The sequence below is a fragment of the Maritalea sp. genome, assembly GCF_047634455.1.
Lineage (GTDB): Bacteria > Pseudomonadota > Alphaproteobacteria > Rhizobiales > Devosiaceae > Maritalea.
Window position 1 is genome coordinate 1 of the sequence record NZ_JBLIAI010000021.1, and the last position, 15,140, is coordinate 15,140.

A 15,140-nucleotide genomic window follows, 5' to 3' on the forward strand; every position below is an offset into this window, starting at 1 on the left:
CAGCAGACGCGTTTTCCTTCGCCAAGAACTCCATCGAAAATATCAAAAGCTATTAAGAGTAATCAGCATGACCAAAAAACAAGGCGTCGGCATTATTGGAGCCGGCAATATATCTGCAGCATATCTTAAGCTTTCGCCCAATTTCGTGGGCATAGAAGTGCGGGCCGTCGCTGACATCAATGTGGATGCGGCAAAAGCACGGGCTGAAGAGTTCGGCGTACGTGCGGAAACGGTTGATGGATTGCTCGCGAGCGACGATATTTCAATTGTGATCAACCTGACCATTCCAGCGGCCCACTTTGAAGTTTCAAAGCGCATTTTGGAAGCGGGTAAGCATGTCTATTCGGAAAAACCTTATGTGTTGAGCCTTGAAGAAGGTTCAGAGCTGGCAAAAATCGCTGGCGCAAACAATCTACGCATTGGTTCTGCACCAGACACATTTATGGGCGGCGCGCACCAACATGTTCGGCATATGATCGACCAGGGTCTGCTTGGCACGATCACCTCTGGCACAGCTTTTGTTATGGGTCATGGCATGGAAGACTGGCATCCAAATCCAGATTTCTTTTATCAGCCGGGCGCGGGGCCAATTTTGGATATCGGGCCATATTATGTGACCAACTTGGTTCAGCTGCTTGGTGCCGTAAAGCGGGTTGGCGCCATCACCTCGACGCCTTCGAGCGAACGTTTGATTACGTCCGAACCCCGCAATGGCGAAACCATACCCGTTGATACGCCGACCACAATCCACTCGATTTTGGAGTTTGTATCTGGTGCTGTGATCAGTTTGGTCACCAGTTGGGACGTTTGGGAACACACGCATTCCAATATGGAACTTTACGGGACACAGGGCACTGTGCACGTCCCTGATCCAAACTTCTTTGGCGGCGACGTCCGCATCACCAAACGCGGTGAAGCAATTGAATTGCCCGGCGGTTGGGAACACCCATTCGCTATTGCAAACGATGGCGAAAACGCCAACTACCGTTGTGCGGGGCTCTCAGATATGGCCGTGGCGATCACACAGGGTCGGGCACACCGTTGTTCGCAAGAGCTAGCGCTGCACGTCGTTGAAGTGATGACCAGCATTTTGAGTTCTGGCGAAAAAGGTCAGTTTATCGAAATGACAACAAGCTGTGAGCGCCCTGCTCCTTTGAACCCAAGTCAGGCAAAAGAGTTGTTGGCATAAGTGCCAATTGCCTACAATAGTCAGACAAAAATGAAAGTAGACAGACATGGCCAATAATATGACAGGTCCGGGCATATTCCTCGCACAGTTTTTGGGCGACGTCGCTCCTTTCAACTCCTTGCCAGCTATTACAAAGTGGGCCGGCGATTTGGGCTACAAAGGCGTGCAAATGCCTGCGGGCGACCATCGATTGTTTGATTTGGACAAAGCCGCCAGCTCTGTTGGTTATTGTGATGAAATTGCAGGCGTGTGTCGCGAAAACGGTGTGGAGATAACCGAGTTGTCAACACACATGTTTGGACAAATGGTGGCGGCTCACCCCGCGTATGACGCACAATTTGACGGCCTTGCGCCACCCCAGGTGCGCGGCAACCCCAAAGCCCGGCAACAATGGGCAACGGGCGAGTTGATTAAAGCGGCAAAGGCATCACGCAATTTTGGGTTGGACGTTTCAGTGTCTTTTACGGGCTCCCTCGCCTTTCCTTATCTGTACCCTTGGCCACAACGGCCGGACGGTTTGGTCGAAGAAGCGTTCGGTGAATTGGCGCGCCGATGGAAACCGATTTTGGATGTTTACGAGGACCATGGTGTCGACGTCGCATACGAAATCCACCCCGGTGAAGATGTGTTTGATGGCGCCACATTTGAGATGTTCTTAGAAGCCGTCGGCGGTCACAAACGCTGCATGATCAATTATGATCCTTCGCATTTTTTGCTTCAGCAAATGGACTATCTTGCCTTCATCGATATTTATCACGAGCGCATCTCCGCTTTCCATGTGAAAGACGCAGAGTTTAACCCAGACGGACGACAGGGGGTTTATTCAGGCTATCAGCCTTGGCTGAACAGAGCAGGCCGCTTTCGGTCCTTGGGTGATGGCCAGGTAGATTTTTCTGGTATCTTTTCACGGCTTGCGACCCACGGCTATGACGGTTGGGCGGTGCTTGAATGGGAATGCTGCTTGAAACATCCAGAAGATGGTGCGCGTGAAGGCGCTCCCTTCATTGCCGACCACATCATCCGCCGCACCGAACGCGCATTTGACGATTTCGCAGGTGGAGAGATAGATAAAAACGCGCTACGAAAAATGATGGGCATCGAATAGAAAATGCATAAACGCATAAAATACGGCATGGTTGGCGGTGGGCAAGGCGCTTTTATTGGCGCGGTGCACCGCATGGCCGCGCGGATTGATGATCAATTTGAACTGGTTGCAGGCGCTTTATCATCAAACGCAGAGCGCGCGGCAGCTTCTGCGGCAGAGGTGGGCATTGATCCATCTCGGTCCTATGCTTCATTTGAAGACATGGCGAAAGCTGAAGCAGCGCGTCAAGATGGCATCAAGGCCGTTTCTGTGGTGACGCCAAACTATATGCATTTTCCAGTTGCCAAAGCATTTTTGCAAGCTGGGATCAGCGTAATTTGCGACAAGCCCCTCACCGCAACACTTAATGATGCGTTGGCGCTTGGTGAAATTGCAAAATTATCAAAAGCTGAATTTATTCTCACTCATAACTATTCTGGCTACCCAATGGTGCGCCAAGCGCGTGAAATCGTGCAGTCCGGTCAGATTGGCAAAGTGCGTAGAGTGCAAGTTGAATATGTGCAGGATTGGCTGAGCGCCGCTGTTGATGCAGCAGAAAACAAACAAGCCGATTGGCGAGCAGACCCGAAACGATCTGGCTTGGGCGGGGCGATTGCCGATATCGGCACCCACGCGTTTCAACTCACCAACTTCATTAGCGGTGTGGCGGTGCGCGAAATTGCGGCGGATCTGACGCGTTTTGTTGACGGTCGGTTGGTTGACGATGATGCGCACATGCTTTTGCGATTTGAAAATGGCGCTAAAGGTTATCTGTGGGCCAGCCAAGTGGCCCCCGGCAACGAGAACAATTTGCGCATTCGCATCTATGGCGAAAAAGGCGGGATCGATTGGAGCCAGGAAAATCCAAATCAATTGTGGGTCAGCATGCTAGGGGAACCAAAACATCTGCTGACCCGTGGCGGGCATGGCACAAGCGAAGTGGCAGCAAATGTTACACGCGTGCCTGCCGGCCACCCCGAAGGCTATTTGGAAGGTTTTGCGACCATTTACAATGAAGCTGCGGACATCATACGCAACGGTCGCAATCCAGATTGCCTGAGCCCCACAATCGATGAAGGCATTTTGGGTATGCGGTTTATTGATGCGGCAATCAGGTCATCCAATGCTGATGCAAAATGGACACCAATTGATGCGTAGTTTCAGCTTTTAGACGCTCCATTGATGTGCAATTCTCATGCAAAATTCGTTTGCAACAGAATTGATCTGAAATGCCACACATAGATAGTTATTATGCAAATACCCTCGTTGCCAAGACCGATTTTGCCCCGCTAAGCGGCAACATCGAAGTTGACGTTTGCGTTATTGGCGGCGGATTAGCAGGCCTTACCACGGCACGTGAATTGCTCAAACACGGCAAATCTGTTGCCCTGCTGGAGGGCAACAAGATCGGGTGGGGTGCATCCGGGCGCAACGGTGGATTTGTCTCCGATGGATATGCCGAAGGTATTCTCAATTTGGAGAAAAAGCTGGGTGTTGCACATGCAAAAGCCCTGTTCGATATCAGTCGCGAAGGCACCGCCTATGTTCGGCAAAACATTGAAGGATTTGCTGCCAACGGTCAGCTGCCACAACAAAATTGGCTGAATTTGGTTCGTCATGATGCAGGCGACAAACTCAAGCAATCAGTTGAAAAACTTAGCACCGTTTACGGCGCCAACTACCAGTTTTGGCCCACTGAGCAGGTCCGTGCGCAGCTCAAAACCACGCGCTATTTTCAGGGACTAGAAGACAAATCAGCTTTCCACATCCACCCCCTCAACTACTGCATAGCCCTGGCAAAGGACATTGATCAAAATGGCGGTCAAATCTGCGAACGCTCAGAAGCGCGCGCTATTCACAAACATGATGGGCATTTCAAAATTGAAACAGCTGGTGGCATGGTAAAAGCGGGACAAGTGGTGTTGTGCGGCAGCGCCTATATGCATGACTTGTTTCCCAAAATCGAAAGCGCCGTGTTGCCAGTGGCTACCTATGTGGTGACAACAAAGCGGATGAAAGAACAGCTCGCGAGTGCAATAAGCTTTAAAGGCTGCATTTCCGACAACCGCCGCGCGGGAGATTACTACCGGCTAATTGAGGATGGTGACCGCTTGTTGTGGGGTGGCCGCATCACCACACAAAAATCTGAGCCCCGCGCATTATCTGGGCTTCTCAGACGCGATATCGAGGCCATTTATCCGCAACTTGCCGGTCTTGAAATTGACAAGGCCTGGTCAGGATTGATGGGATATTGCACCCACAAGATGCCCGTCCTCGCCGAATTGGAACCCGGCATTTGGACCGCTACAGCAACGGGCGGACATGGTCTGAACACCACAGCAGCTATCGGAATTGTGGCCGCCGAAGCGATTGCGGGTAAAAGTGACCGATATAAGCACTTCGCGCCTTTCAAAGCGCAATGGGCAGGTGGGCCGGTCGGACGATTGGCCACCCAATTTGCTTATTGGGGCATGCAAATTCAAGATTATTGGGACGAACGCTAGGTCTGGACTCAATTGAGTTCAGACCCTAATCCCATTTTTGCTGGGTGAAACCTGTACTATATAACTGTTGCAACTAAGCATTTAGCCATTTGGTCATTGTTTTTTTGGTGCCTCCGGCAATTTAGACGACATATTTTTTGAGGCGGCGGCTTGTTTTTACTGCTGCAATTTACTTAGCCTGCTATTGCGCAAGCCTTTTCCATTCGCCATTCAGCAAAAGATAAAACACTTGCACCCTGCGTCAAATCTGATTTGATGCGCACCAATTGTTCGCGTTGGGGAGGCCGAGCTGATGCGGTGGATGGGGCTTGCAGCCAAAATATTGGCTGGCGCAATAGTCTTTTTTGTTTTGAGCATTATTGCCTATTTGGTGATCGTCCCGCCAGATCTGTTGCGTATTGCTTCCAACTATTCTGCCAAGATTGTATGTTCAAACGTGTTTCTTGCGGGCCGAGATCCGGTCGAAGTGCAGAATGTTGACGTGCAAGCTGGTGGCCATCCCATCCTTGGCTACATTAATGTTGACGTTGACGAACCAAATGGCGTGGTGACCGCCCGATTTCTTGGCATGTTCGCCACGGGCACTGCGGTTTACCGTCCAGGTTTGGGCTGCGCCAGCGCACCAACTGGCAATGTGGAAGCGGTGAAGCAAATAGCGTTTGAAAATGCAGATATCGAGCAATTCACCACCCCATTGCCCTGGCCAATGGGCGAACATAATGCGCGGTTGGATAATATCCTGATCGATGAGACGCTTACCGGACCTGAGATGCGCGCCGTTGTGGTGATCAAGGATGGACAATTGATCGGCGAAACATATGGTTCAGGTTTCAACGCCGAAACGCCACTCATTGGCTGGTCAATGACAAAAACCGTAACCGCTTTGATTATGGGCACTATTTTTGATGAGGATTTTACCACTAAAACAGCCAATCTGTTCCCAAAATGGCAAAGAGACGAACGTCGAGGCATTCGCGTTCAAGACCTGATGAGCATGAGTTCGGGACTGCAATGGAATGAAGGCTATGGCAGCGTTTCAGATGTCACACGCATGCTGTATTTAGAGCCTGATATGGCCGCTTTCGCCGCGTCGCTGCCGATGGATAATGAAGACTTGCCCCACAAATTCCAGTATTCATCGGGCACCACTGTTTTATTGTCTAAGATTTGGCAGGAAGCGGCAAGTGAGGGCGCTTTGCTGTTGCCACATCAAAACTTGTTCGGCCCGCTGGGCATGCGCAGCGCCACTTTTGAAACCGATGCGGCAGGTACATATGCTGGCTCATCGTACCTGTATGCGTCTGCGCGCGATTGGGCGCGGCTTGGACAGCTCATCCTTAACAAGGGCGTTTGGCGCGGACGTCGTTTGATTGGAGCAGACTATTTGTCGTGGATGACCAAGGGTGCTGATATCTCGTTGGCCCCGTGGGGACGGCCCGAATATGGAAACGGGCAAATTTGGTTGCATGGCCCAGATGCTGGGGTGCCCGATGGCATTGATCCGGACGAAGGGTTTGATTTTCCGCTGGATACACGCTGGATGCTGGGACATGATGGGCAATCCGTGGCTATTATTCCCTCTCAAGGTTTGGTGATCGTTCGAATGGGCTTAACACCATCCAAGCTTGGTTATCGACCGCAAATGATGGTGTCACAAATCATCAATGCACTAGGGTCTGGACTGAATTGAGAACAGGTCTGGACTGGGTGCAAAATAGACTGATTTGAGGAGAGAAACGAAAGCGTTTTTCATATCGGCGAGGCTTTTCGACGCTGAAGCAGCCACACGGGCGTTGGCGTATTTTTCAGTCCGAGCTAGTGAATTTCGCCGCCAATTTGTTGCACATCGTTTGCCGCGTTCGCTGCCGCAAAGATCGACCGTCTGATTGCCACGACCATTTCCGCTAAGGGCAAAGAAGGCACGGCAGTGCGTTGGGCAAACTCTGTTGCTTGCGGCACATGGATAAATCCAGCGCGAATTGGCAAATTGTTGCGATCAATATGGTCCAAAATACCATACATGAGATGGTTGCAAACAAAGGTGCCGGCTGAAAAAGAAACAGCGGCACCCACATCACAATTCCTGATTTCGCGTACCATCAGATTGACGGGCAACGTTGCGAAATAGGCCGCTGGGCCGGTCGATGAAATCGGTTCGCCAATTGGTTGGTTGCCCCCATTGTCCGCAATGCGAAAGTCGTCAAAGTTTATTGCCACTTTTTCAGGTGTAATGTTTGTGCGGCCAACCGCAACCCCCAAAGCCACAACAATATCTGGCTTATGTCGCTCGATGAGTTTGATGGCGGCCCGTACCGACCGAAAGCGTTCCACTGGCAATATCGCTGAAACAACAGCGCAATTCATGCTGCCCTCGCCGTCGAGCGCATGGACGATCTCCATTGATGGATTTGTCAGCTCGCCACCGAAGGGCTCGAAACCGGTAAGAAGAATTTTTTGCATCATGCCGATTTCGCCCCGTGACTGCGCGAATTGAGGTCAATAGTCAGGTCGCAGATCGGTTGACTATGCGAAACATGGAAACGTGAGCCGACGTCTTTTAAGTGCGGCCCAAACCGCCCATCAGCACATATTTCACTTCCAAATAGTCATCTAAGCCATAGTGGCTGCCTTCACGACCAAGACCAGATTGTTTGACGCCACCAAACGGCGCTTCAACCGCGGATGTAACACCTTCATTTACGCCAACAATGCCGCATTCCAGCGCTTCAGCAACACGCCAAACACGGCCAATATCACGCGCAAAGAAATAGCCCGCCAAACCAAATTCTGAATCGTTAGCAAGCGCAATCACTTCCTCTTCGGTTTCAAATTTAACCAACGGTGCAACGGGACCAAAAATTTCCTCTTTGAGAACGCGCGCGTTGAGCGGCACATCACGCAAAACTGTCGGCTGATAGTAAAGGCCACCCAGCGTATGCGGTTGACCACCGATTGCAGCAATAGCGCCTTTTGCCACGGCATCAGCCACCAGTTCTTCAACCTTTTTCAGCGCATTTGGATTGATCAGTGGCCCTTGCGTCACACCATCTTCAAACGCATCTCCAACTTTAAGGCTTTCAACACGTTTTGCAAAAGCTGTCGCGAATGCGTCGTAAATTCCGGCCTGTACATACAGCCGATTGGCGCATACGCACGTTTGACCTGAATTGCGGAATTTCGAGTTCAGAGCACCTTCAACCGCCGCGTCCAAATCAGCATCATCAAACACGATGAAGGGGGCATTGCCCCCCAATTCAAGCGACAGTTTTTTTACCGTTTCCGCGCCATTGCGCATGATCAGACGGCCAACATTTGTCGATCCGGTGAACGACACTTTTGCGATGTCTTCATGCTTGGTGAGCACGTCGCCCACCTCTGCGGTGTGTGTGGTGGGTAGAATATTGAGCACGCCTTTAGGGACACCTGCCTCCGCAGCCAAAACGGCAAGCGCCAAGGCCGACAGCGGCGTTTCGGGCGCAGGTTTGATCACAATTGTGCACCCAGCAGCTAAGGCGGGCGCAACTTTTCTGGCGATCATGGCGTTGGGGAAATTCCATGGTGTGATGGCCGCAACAACGCCCACGGGCTGTTTCATCACCACGATTTGAGTGTTTGGGCGAGCCGCCGGGATTATGTCGCCATAAGCGCGCCGTGCCTCTTCGGCAAACCATTCGATATAACTGGCACCATAAATGATTTCGCCTTTTGCCTCCGCGAGGGGCTTACCTTGCTCGGTGGCAAGCAACGCACCCAATTGGTCCACATTGGCCAAAATCAAATCGTTCCATTTACGCAATATATCGCAGCGTTGCTTGGCAGTTTTCGCCGCCCACGGCTTAAAAGCAGCTTTTGCAGCGGCAATTGCTGCAAGTGCATCTGCTTGTGTTGCATCGGCAACATCGACCAAATGCTCACCATTGGCGGGGTTGGTCACAGCGAAACTTTTGTTCGTGCTTCCATTTACCCACTGGCCATCAATATAGGCCTGAGACATTTTGAATTTCGACGCAATATCCAACATGGCATACCTTTCTCAACAATCGGCCCGAATCGAGAGGCTATATCAATTGTTGACGGAAAAAATGACGAAGAGCCACAAGCGTAGCGAGTGAATTCGCCTATGTCACCCCATATCGCTGCAATTTGATCAAATAATCCATGATCATTTTGAATGATGCATTCACAAACATTCATGACTTTGGCAGATGGCAAGAATAGTGAACCAGCCCGAACGTTAGCTTGCCTGCAAGCGACTGAGCGGTGGCACGATGCGTTTTTTGTCCGCCTCAGAATCTATGCCAGCAATCAGGTCCACCGTAACGTCTTCAGCCTCGGGCCTTCCAAACAGATAACCTTGACCGATGTCGCAACCAAATGCCTTCATCGCCTCCAGCTGTGCCGTGGTCTCGATACCTTCGGCGACAATCGTTGTTTCCAAATTCTTACCAAGCGCGAAGATTGCCCCTACAATTTTTGCCATCCGCTCACTCTCGCCGCATTCTTGAACGAACAGCTGATCGATTTTGATTTTGTCAAATTCAATTTTCGTCAAACGCGAGAAGCTTGAATATCCCGTACCAAAATCATCGAGTGCAATTCGAATGCCCGCGTTCTTTAGATCAACAAGGGTTGCGATTACTGTCTCGTGATCATGCACAAAACAACTTTCGGTCACTTCTAGCTCCAAGCGGTGCGGGGGCAACCCGCATTCTGACAACATGCCAATTATACGAGCGCTCAGCAATCGGTCGCGCAGTTGAGATGGCGACAAATTGAATGACAATGTTTTGTCGTCTGGCCAATCACATGCGGCAAGGCATGCCTTTTTGAACAGAGATTCGGACAGTTCAATAATTTGTCCAGACTGTTCTGCAATGCCGATAAAAATACTTGGAGGGATCATCGTCCCATCAGCTTGGCGCCAGCGTGCCAGTGCCTCAAACCCCAGAATTTCGCCCGTATTGAGGTCAATATAGGGTTGATAATGAACGCAGATTTGATCACCACCGATTGCTCGGCGTAACTCCAATTCTATCCTTGAGCGTTCTACAATTTCTGCGCCCATGCCTTGGGTGAACATTTGGCACGTACCCTTGGACTGTTTTTTTGCTTTGTACATTGCAAGGTCTGAAAACTCCAATGCACGATCAAGCGAGGTCGTGTGTTCGGGCATCATTGCGATGCCAATTGATGCGCCGATTTCCACCTGAATACCCTTAATTTCAAAGGGCTTTTCGAGTGCCTTAGTTGTTTTTTGTGCAATTTGCAGCGCGTCTTGCTTGTGCGTAACGCTCAACAAGGCAGCAAATTCGTCGCCCCCCAGGCGAAAGACCTGGTGCTCAGAAAGCAGCCACTTTAGCCGATCACCGACTTGGACCAACAATTCATCACCCCCAGCATGCCCCACCAGGTCGTTGACGGCCTTAAAGCCATCCAGATCAAGCGCCAGAACGGCGTAGAGTTTTGTGGGGTGTTGCGAGATCGAAGCTTCCAGTTGTTCAGCTTTACTCTGCAAACACTGACGATTAGGCAAACGGGTCAATGGATCATGTTGGGTGAGCCAAACGATTTCGTCTTCAGCGTTACCGCGCCCTAGCGCTTCTCTTCGAAAATCCGCATGGCGCCGCAACGCAAAAACCATACTGCCAATCCCAGCTAAAATCAGGCCCCGCATTGCCTCGCGTAGATTGTAGCTCTCCAAGTCTCCAAATAATTTGGAGACCAACGTCAAAGGTTCCCATTGCGCAACAAAGGACCAAACCGCCACAACAACCGCAGCTATGATCAAAGCATCTGTTCTGGCGTTGCCTGATTTTAGCGGTTTTTTGCTGCCCATTTAGCTTTCTCGTTCTTTCTGCGTGATCGCTTTAGCGCCAGCGTACGGGACGAGATTTAATTTTCCCCGAATGGAAACAGGTCCGAGGCTCGTATATATGCTTAGATAGTTAAGTTTTTACATGGTTTTCGCACCCACAACCAAGATAGCATGGTCTGGCTAGCTTGCCTGCAAGCGACTGACCAGCGGAACGACCACCGATGCCTCATAGCTAATGTCGTGATTGACGTGTTTTGCATCCCGCGGGCTGCCCAACAAAAATCCTTGCGCAATATCACAGCCCATTTGGCTTATGATGTGGAGCTGTTGTTCGGTTTCCACCCCTTCGGCAACCACAACAACATCAAGACTTTTACCCAAGGCCACCATCGCTTCGACGATTTTTTTCACACGATAATCGCCACAACATTCCGCAACGAAATGCCGATCAATCTTGAGTTTATCAATCGGCGTTTTCGCCAACCGCAGAAAACTTGAATACCCAGTTCCAAGATCGTCCAAAGAAATGCTAACGCCCAACGCGCGCAATTCGCGAAGCGCCGTGCCCGCGCGTTTGCCTTCCAACACAAGTGTGCTCTCAGTTAACTCGAGTTCCAATCTGTGTGGCGGCAGGCCGAATTCTTGCAAAAGGCTGATGATATCACTCGCAAAATCCAGTTCATGCAATTGCAGCGCCGAGATGTTAAATGACAAAGTGAGGTGCGACGGCCAGCTCTTAGCTTCATTGCAGGCAATCTTAAACAGCATGGTGGACAGTTCACCGATTTGGCCGGTTTTTTCAGCCACCTCTATAAAAATGCTGGGTGGAATGAAGCTGCCATCGCGCTGTGGCCAACGGGCCAGGGCTTCGTAACCAGCCAATTTGTTGCTGCGCACACAAAAATATGGCTGGTAGTGAATTGTCAATTCTTCCCGCGCTATCGCGCTGCGCAGCCTATGCTCTATGTGGTCAATGTCTGTTTGGTAGCCAAAATGAACGTCGCTTTCGCTTGGCTCTACACAAACGGATTGAGCATGAACGTCAGGATGATCCGTCACGTGAGAGCCTGCGTGTGCGATAGAATCTGCATGCATGTCATTGACGAGCTGCGACGTGATTTTGTTGTGCGCTGTCGTGGTGCAATGTTGGCATAAGCGCGCCATGACCAAAAAAATCATAAAGGCACCGGCAAGCATCAGTTCATCAACATTGGTGTCTTGCGCCGATTGCAGGAGACCTTGTAGGCGATCCACAATGTTGGCATAGGTGAAAAACCACCAGGACGTGAATGTCCCTGCTAGCAATATGGCCACTTCATAGAGCAATTGCGAAACGCTCAATCTGATTTTTTTAGGCACGCTCCCCCCAGGAGTGATCCAGCCAAAACTAGGGGTAATAATTTTCCAAATATATGAAGATATACTTACGTTAAATACGAAAGGGAGCGTTTGGAACCAATATTACATTCAAAAATGCATATATTTCAGGCCCTCAACCTGATGGTTGCAGCCAATTTGCATTCGTCTGGTCCTTAATCAGGACTAGATTTTTGAGTTGAAATTGTGCTCGTTAACGGAGCAAGTTATTCACCCACCGAATCTAACAACGCGAAAATGCAGCACCTTTATGTCCAAAGACTTTGCCGAAACAGGCCAATTCCAATCCTATCTTTCCAAAATTGGGGCGGGTTTGGATGAATTCGTAAAATTTGAACACGAAGATGCGCTCGCGCTGGGCAAGACATGGCAAGAGAGCCTGAACGAGCCGCTGCCACAAACGGGCGTCGGCCTTGAGGCGGTAAGCGAGCTGCTTGTTGAACAAGTGATCGCCAATGGCTCTGCAATTATTCGACCCGGTTTTACATCGTTTATTACCACGGGTGGTACGACGGCATCGGCTATTGCATCAGCTGCCGGGTCAATTGGCTCGCCACAACGCTACACACTAAACGCCTTTAATTTCTTGGAGGAATTGTCGCTCGATTGGCTGTCAGAAATGTGCGGCGTCGCGGGCATGAAAGGCATTTACTCGACGGGCGGATCGGTCGCAAACTTGATCGCGTTGGGTGGTGCGCGGCAATGGGCATTTGAACAGGTGGGGCATGATGTTGCGGCTGAGGGTGTGGACCGACCGGTGCGGATTTATGCCAGCGCTGAGTGTCACCACACCATTCAGAGGTCAGCTGGCGTGCTGGGCTTAGGGCGACGCTGCGTCCGCTTGATCGCCTGCGACGATCAAAAGCGTATGCGGCCTGAAGCACTTGCGGCCGCCATTGAAGAAGATTTGGCTGCAAATCTATTGCCTGTCGCAATTGTTGCGAATGCTGGAAGCACCAATACCGGCGCAATCGACCCAATTCGCGCCATAGGCGAAATCGCTGTTGCCAACAAAATCTGGTTTCACGTGGATGGTGCTTATGGATTACCCGGTGTTTTGGATGATCGTATTGCGCACCTATTTGATGGATTAGAACTTGCCGACAGCGTCATTGTAGATCCGCACAAATGGTTGGGGGCTTGCGTCGGCATCGCCGCGACTTTCGTCCGCGACCGCAAGATATTGCATCGCGCTTTTACGCAGGAACCTGCGGACTATTTAGAGGGTTCGGTTGATTACCAGGATGGGGCAAACACCCCGACACATTCGATGGACGATTTCGGCATCCCCTATTTTGACTTTGGGGTTGAACTTAGCGCCCCCTCGCGCGGCGTTGCTGTTTGGGCGATGCTCAAAGAGATCGGCGTTGATGGCATGCGGCAGCGCATAAAACGGCACAATGACATGGCGCAGCGGGTTGCGGCACGTGCACGGGCAGATGATCGGCTGGAGCTGGTTCTGGAGCCGAGCCTGTCAATTTGTTGTTTTCGTTATGTTGCGCCTGGCATTGACGACCTCAATACCTTTAATCAACGCATTCACCGTCGCTTGGTGCGTGGCAACACCTTTATCCCCAGCACCACCAAGGTTGGCGACATCTTGGCTATCCGCCCCTGTTTTGTTGGCGCACGCAGTGTGACAGGTCAGGATGACGGTTTGGTCGATGAAGTTTTACGGCTGGGGGATCAGTTACTTGCCGAATTAGGCGCGTAACAGTTTGCAGTTCTTACATTCAGTTTCCAGTGAACAAAGCTGAACCTTACAAGAAACTGGAGCGTCTTTTGCAGCAAATATCCGCCAGATTTTTGCATTTTTGGCCGATTTTAGAATGATGAGGGCGTCAGGATGTGGCGCAATTGCCGCCAACACGTCATCAATCGTTTCACAAGCCAATACGTTCGCGGTTGGGTCAGCCTTTTTTATTCTTTGCGCACTTGAATAACACCTGCCAATCCCGATCAACAAGTCGACATGGGGTAAAGCACGATTCAGCGTTTGCCTATATTTTTGTGCCCCACCATTGCCTGTGTCCGACAAATGACCGAGCACCATGATCATCGGGCCATTTCTTATGTTCTCCAAGTCATTGATGAACAGCTGTGTGGACCAAAGCGGTGCCTTATAGCTATCGAGCAGGAAACTCTGACCGTCTTGTGTTTGCTGGATATTGCCCCGGTTTTCAATTGATCCCATTTCAGCGAGAACTTTAATTGCAGGTTCGATTGCCAACCCCATTGCATGCACAACAGCGATGGCCAAAAGTACATTGTGCAGCGCAATGGTTCCTACGAATTTGGTCTGCACAAAATGGGTATGCCCCTCGACTGTGACGTCAAATGACAGTTGCCGCTTCCAGTCCGCACTGCGGATATGCGCGCGGATGTCAGCATCACGTTCACAGCTGACCGTTATTTGTTTGACGTCTTTATTTGCACGTTCTGCAATTTGAGCGATATGTTCATCGTCGATGTTGAGGCAGGCCGTCCCCCCCGGCACGAGCGAGGCGAGGATTTTCTCTTTCTCAAGAACAATATCATGTGAAGACGGGAACGCTTTGGCGTGATCTGTGCCAATGGCCGTTAAAACGGCAATATTTGTGGGGATATCGCGCACGAGATAGTCCAAATAACCTGACCCACCGGCCGCGGATATTTCTTGCACCACGGTTTGGTTGTTCTTAACAAGTTTTCGAAACGTTCTGTAGACGCTGCGCTGAGAATTGCTTGAGTACCCCATTTGCACGTCTTGTCCATAGGCTTTTGACAAGATGCGATTAACCAGCATTACGGTGGTTGATTTGCCGCAACTTCCGGTAACCCCGACCACAAACGGCGTTTTTTCTTTGATATTTTTGACCGCTGCCCTGCGCTCGCTGGCGCGCACCAATTGATACCAGTTTCCTGCCAGTTTTTCTGACATTTGATGTTTAAAAACGCTGATTTTTTGTCTTGTTGTTTGCAACGATTTTCTCAGTTCTTTAAAAACAAGGCATCAAAGTTGGTGTGAAACTTTGCACAGGCCTACTCTCGCAGCCGTGGACATTCACGACAACCCGGCACCATTCGACAATGGGTCAGTGTACACGAAATTGGTTCATTGCTTGCGGCAAATACACGCCAAAGTTTTGCGACGGCCCTAGCACAAACACAATTGGCCCGGATTTGATGTCA

At 50.6% G+C, this 15,140-nt stretch carries 11 protein-coding genes; 6 read left to right on the plus strand and 5 right to left on the minus strand.

Annotated features, from left to right (window positions below):
* The first annotated feature begins 67 nt into the window (after positions 1–67).
* The 5 genes from ACJAZW_RS07470 (at position 68) to ACJAZW_RS07490 (ending at position 6,467) form a co-directional block, all read left to right on the plus strand.
* Positions 68–1,189: a Gfo/Idh/MocA family protein gene (locus tag ACJAZW_RS07470; RefSeq protein WP_415156632.1), complete on the plus strand. Its 1,122-nt coding sequence runs from the start codon at positions 68–70 to the stop codon at positions 1,187–1,189.
* A 46-nt stretch (positions 1,190–1,235) separates the two neighbouring features.
* Positions 1,236–2,294, plus strand: coding sequence for a sugar phosphate isomerase/epimerase family protein (locus tag ACJAZW_RS07475; protein ID WP_415156634.1), 1,059 nt, complete (start codon positions 1,236–1,238; stop codon positions 2,292–2,294).
* A 3-nt stretch (positions 2,295–2,297) separates the two neighbouring features.
* Positions 2,298–3,431 (plus strand): Gfo/Idh/MocA family protein, encoded by a 1,134-nt coding sequence (locus ACJAZW_RS07480; protein WP_415156636.1) that lies wholly within the window; start codon positions 2,298–2,300, stop codon positions 3,429–3,431.
* 71 nt (positions 3,432–3,502) lie between these two features.
* Positions 3,503–4,777 carry an NAD(P)/FAD-dependent oxidoreductase gene (locus tag ACJAZW_RS07485; protein WP_415156638.1) on the plus strand — a complete coding sequence of 425 codons (1,275 nt, stop codon included), beginning with the start codon at positions 3,503–3,505 and terminating at the stop codon, positions 4,775–4,777.
* A 292-nt stretch (positions 4,778–5,069) separates the two neighbouring features.
* Complete coding sequence (locus ACJAZW_RS07490) at positions 5,070–6,467, plus strand: serine hydrolase domain-containing protein (RefSeq protein WP_415156640.1); 1,398 nt, start codon at positions 5,070–5,072, stop codon at positions 6,465–6,467.
* Between the two features lie 125 nt (positions 6,468–6,592).
* On the opposite strand, the gene pcp is transcribed toward ACJAZW_RS07490, so the two are convergent.
* The 4 genes from pcp to ACJAZW_RS07510 all read right to left on the minus strand — a co-directional run bounded on the left by pcp (position 6,593) and on the right by ACJAZW_RS07510 (position 11,951).
* Positions 6,593–7,240 carry a pyroglutamyl-peptidase I gene (pcp, locus tag ACJAZW_RS07495; protein WP_415156642.1) on the minus strand — a complete coding sequence of 216 codons (648 nt, stop codon included), beginning with the start codon at positions 7,238–7,240 and terminating at the stop codon, positions 6,593–6,595.
* 94 nt (positions 7,241–7,334) lie between these two features.
* Positions 7,335–8,798: an NAD-dependent succinate-semialdehyde dehydrogenase gene (locus ACJAZW_RS07500; RefSeq protein WP_415156644.1), complete on the minus strand. Its 1,464-nt coding sequence runs from the start codon at positions 8,796–8,798 to the stop codon at positions 7,335–7,337.
* Between the two features lie 213 nt (positions 8,799–9,011).
* Positions 9,012–10,613 (minus strand): putative bifunctional diguanylate cyclase/phosphodiesterase, encoded by a 1,602-nt coding sequence (locus ACJAZW_RS07505; RefSeq protein WP_415156646.1) that lies wholly within the window; start codon positions 10,611–10,613, stop codon positions 9,012–9,014.
* 159 nt (positions 10,614–10,772) lie between these two features.
* Positions 10,773–11,951, minus strand: a complete 1,179-nt coding sequence (locus ACJAZW_RS07510) for an EAL domain-containing protein (protein WP_415156648.1) — start codon at positions 11,949–11,951, stop codon at positions 10,773–10,775.
* A 268-nt stretch (positions 11,952–12,219) separates the two neighbouring features.
* Between ACJAZW_RS07510 and ACJAZW_RS07515 the strand changes: the two genes are divergently transcribed.
* Positions 12,220–13,683 carry a pyridoxal phosphate-dependent decarboxylase family protein gene (locus tag ACJAZW_RS07515; RefSeq protein WP_415156650.1) on the plus strand — a complete coding sequence of 488 codons (1,464 nt, stop codon included), beginning with the start codon at positions 12,220–12,222 and terminating at the stop codon, positions 13,681–13,683.
* Here ACJAZW_RS07515 and ACJAZW_RS07520 read toward each other — a convergent pair.
* The gene (locus ACJAZW_RS07520; protein WP_415156652.1) at positions 13,672–14,889 is read right to left on the minus strand and encodes a Mur ligase family protein; all 1,218 of its coding nucleotides are present in this window, start codon (positions 14,887–14,889) and stop codon (positions 13,672–13,674) included. The genes ACJAZW_RS07515 and ACJAZW_RS07520 overlap by 12 nt on opposite strands.
* Positions 14,890–15,140: the final 251 nt, after the last annotated feature.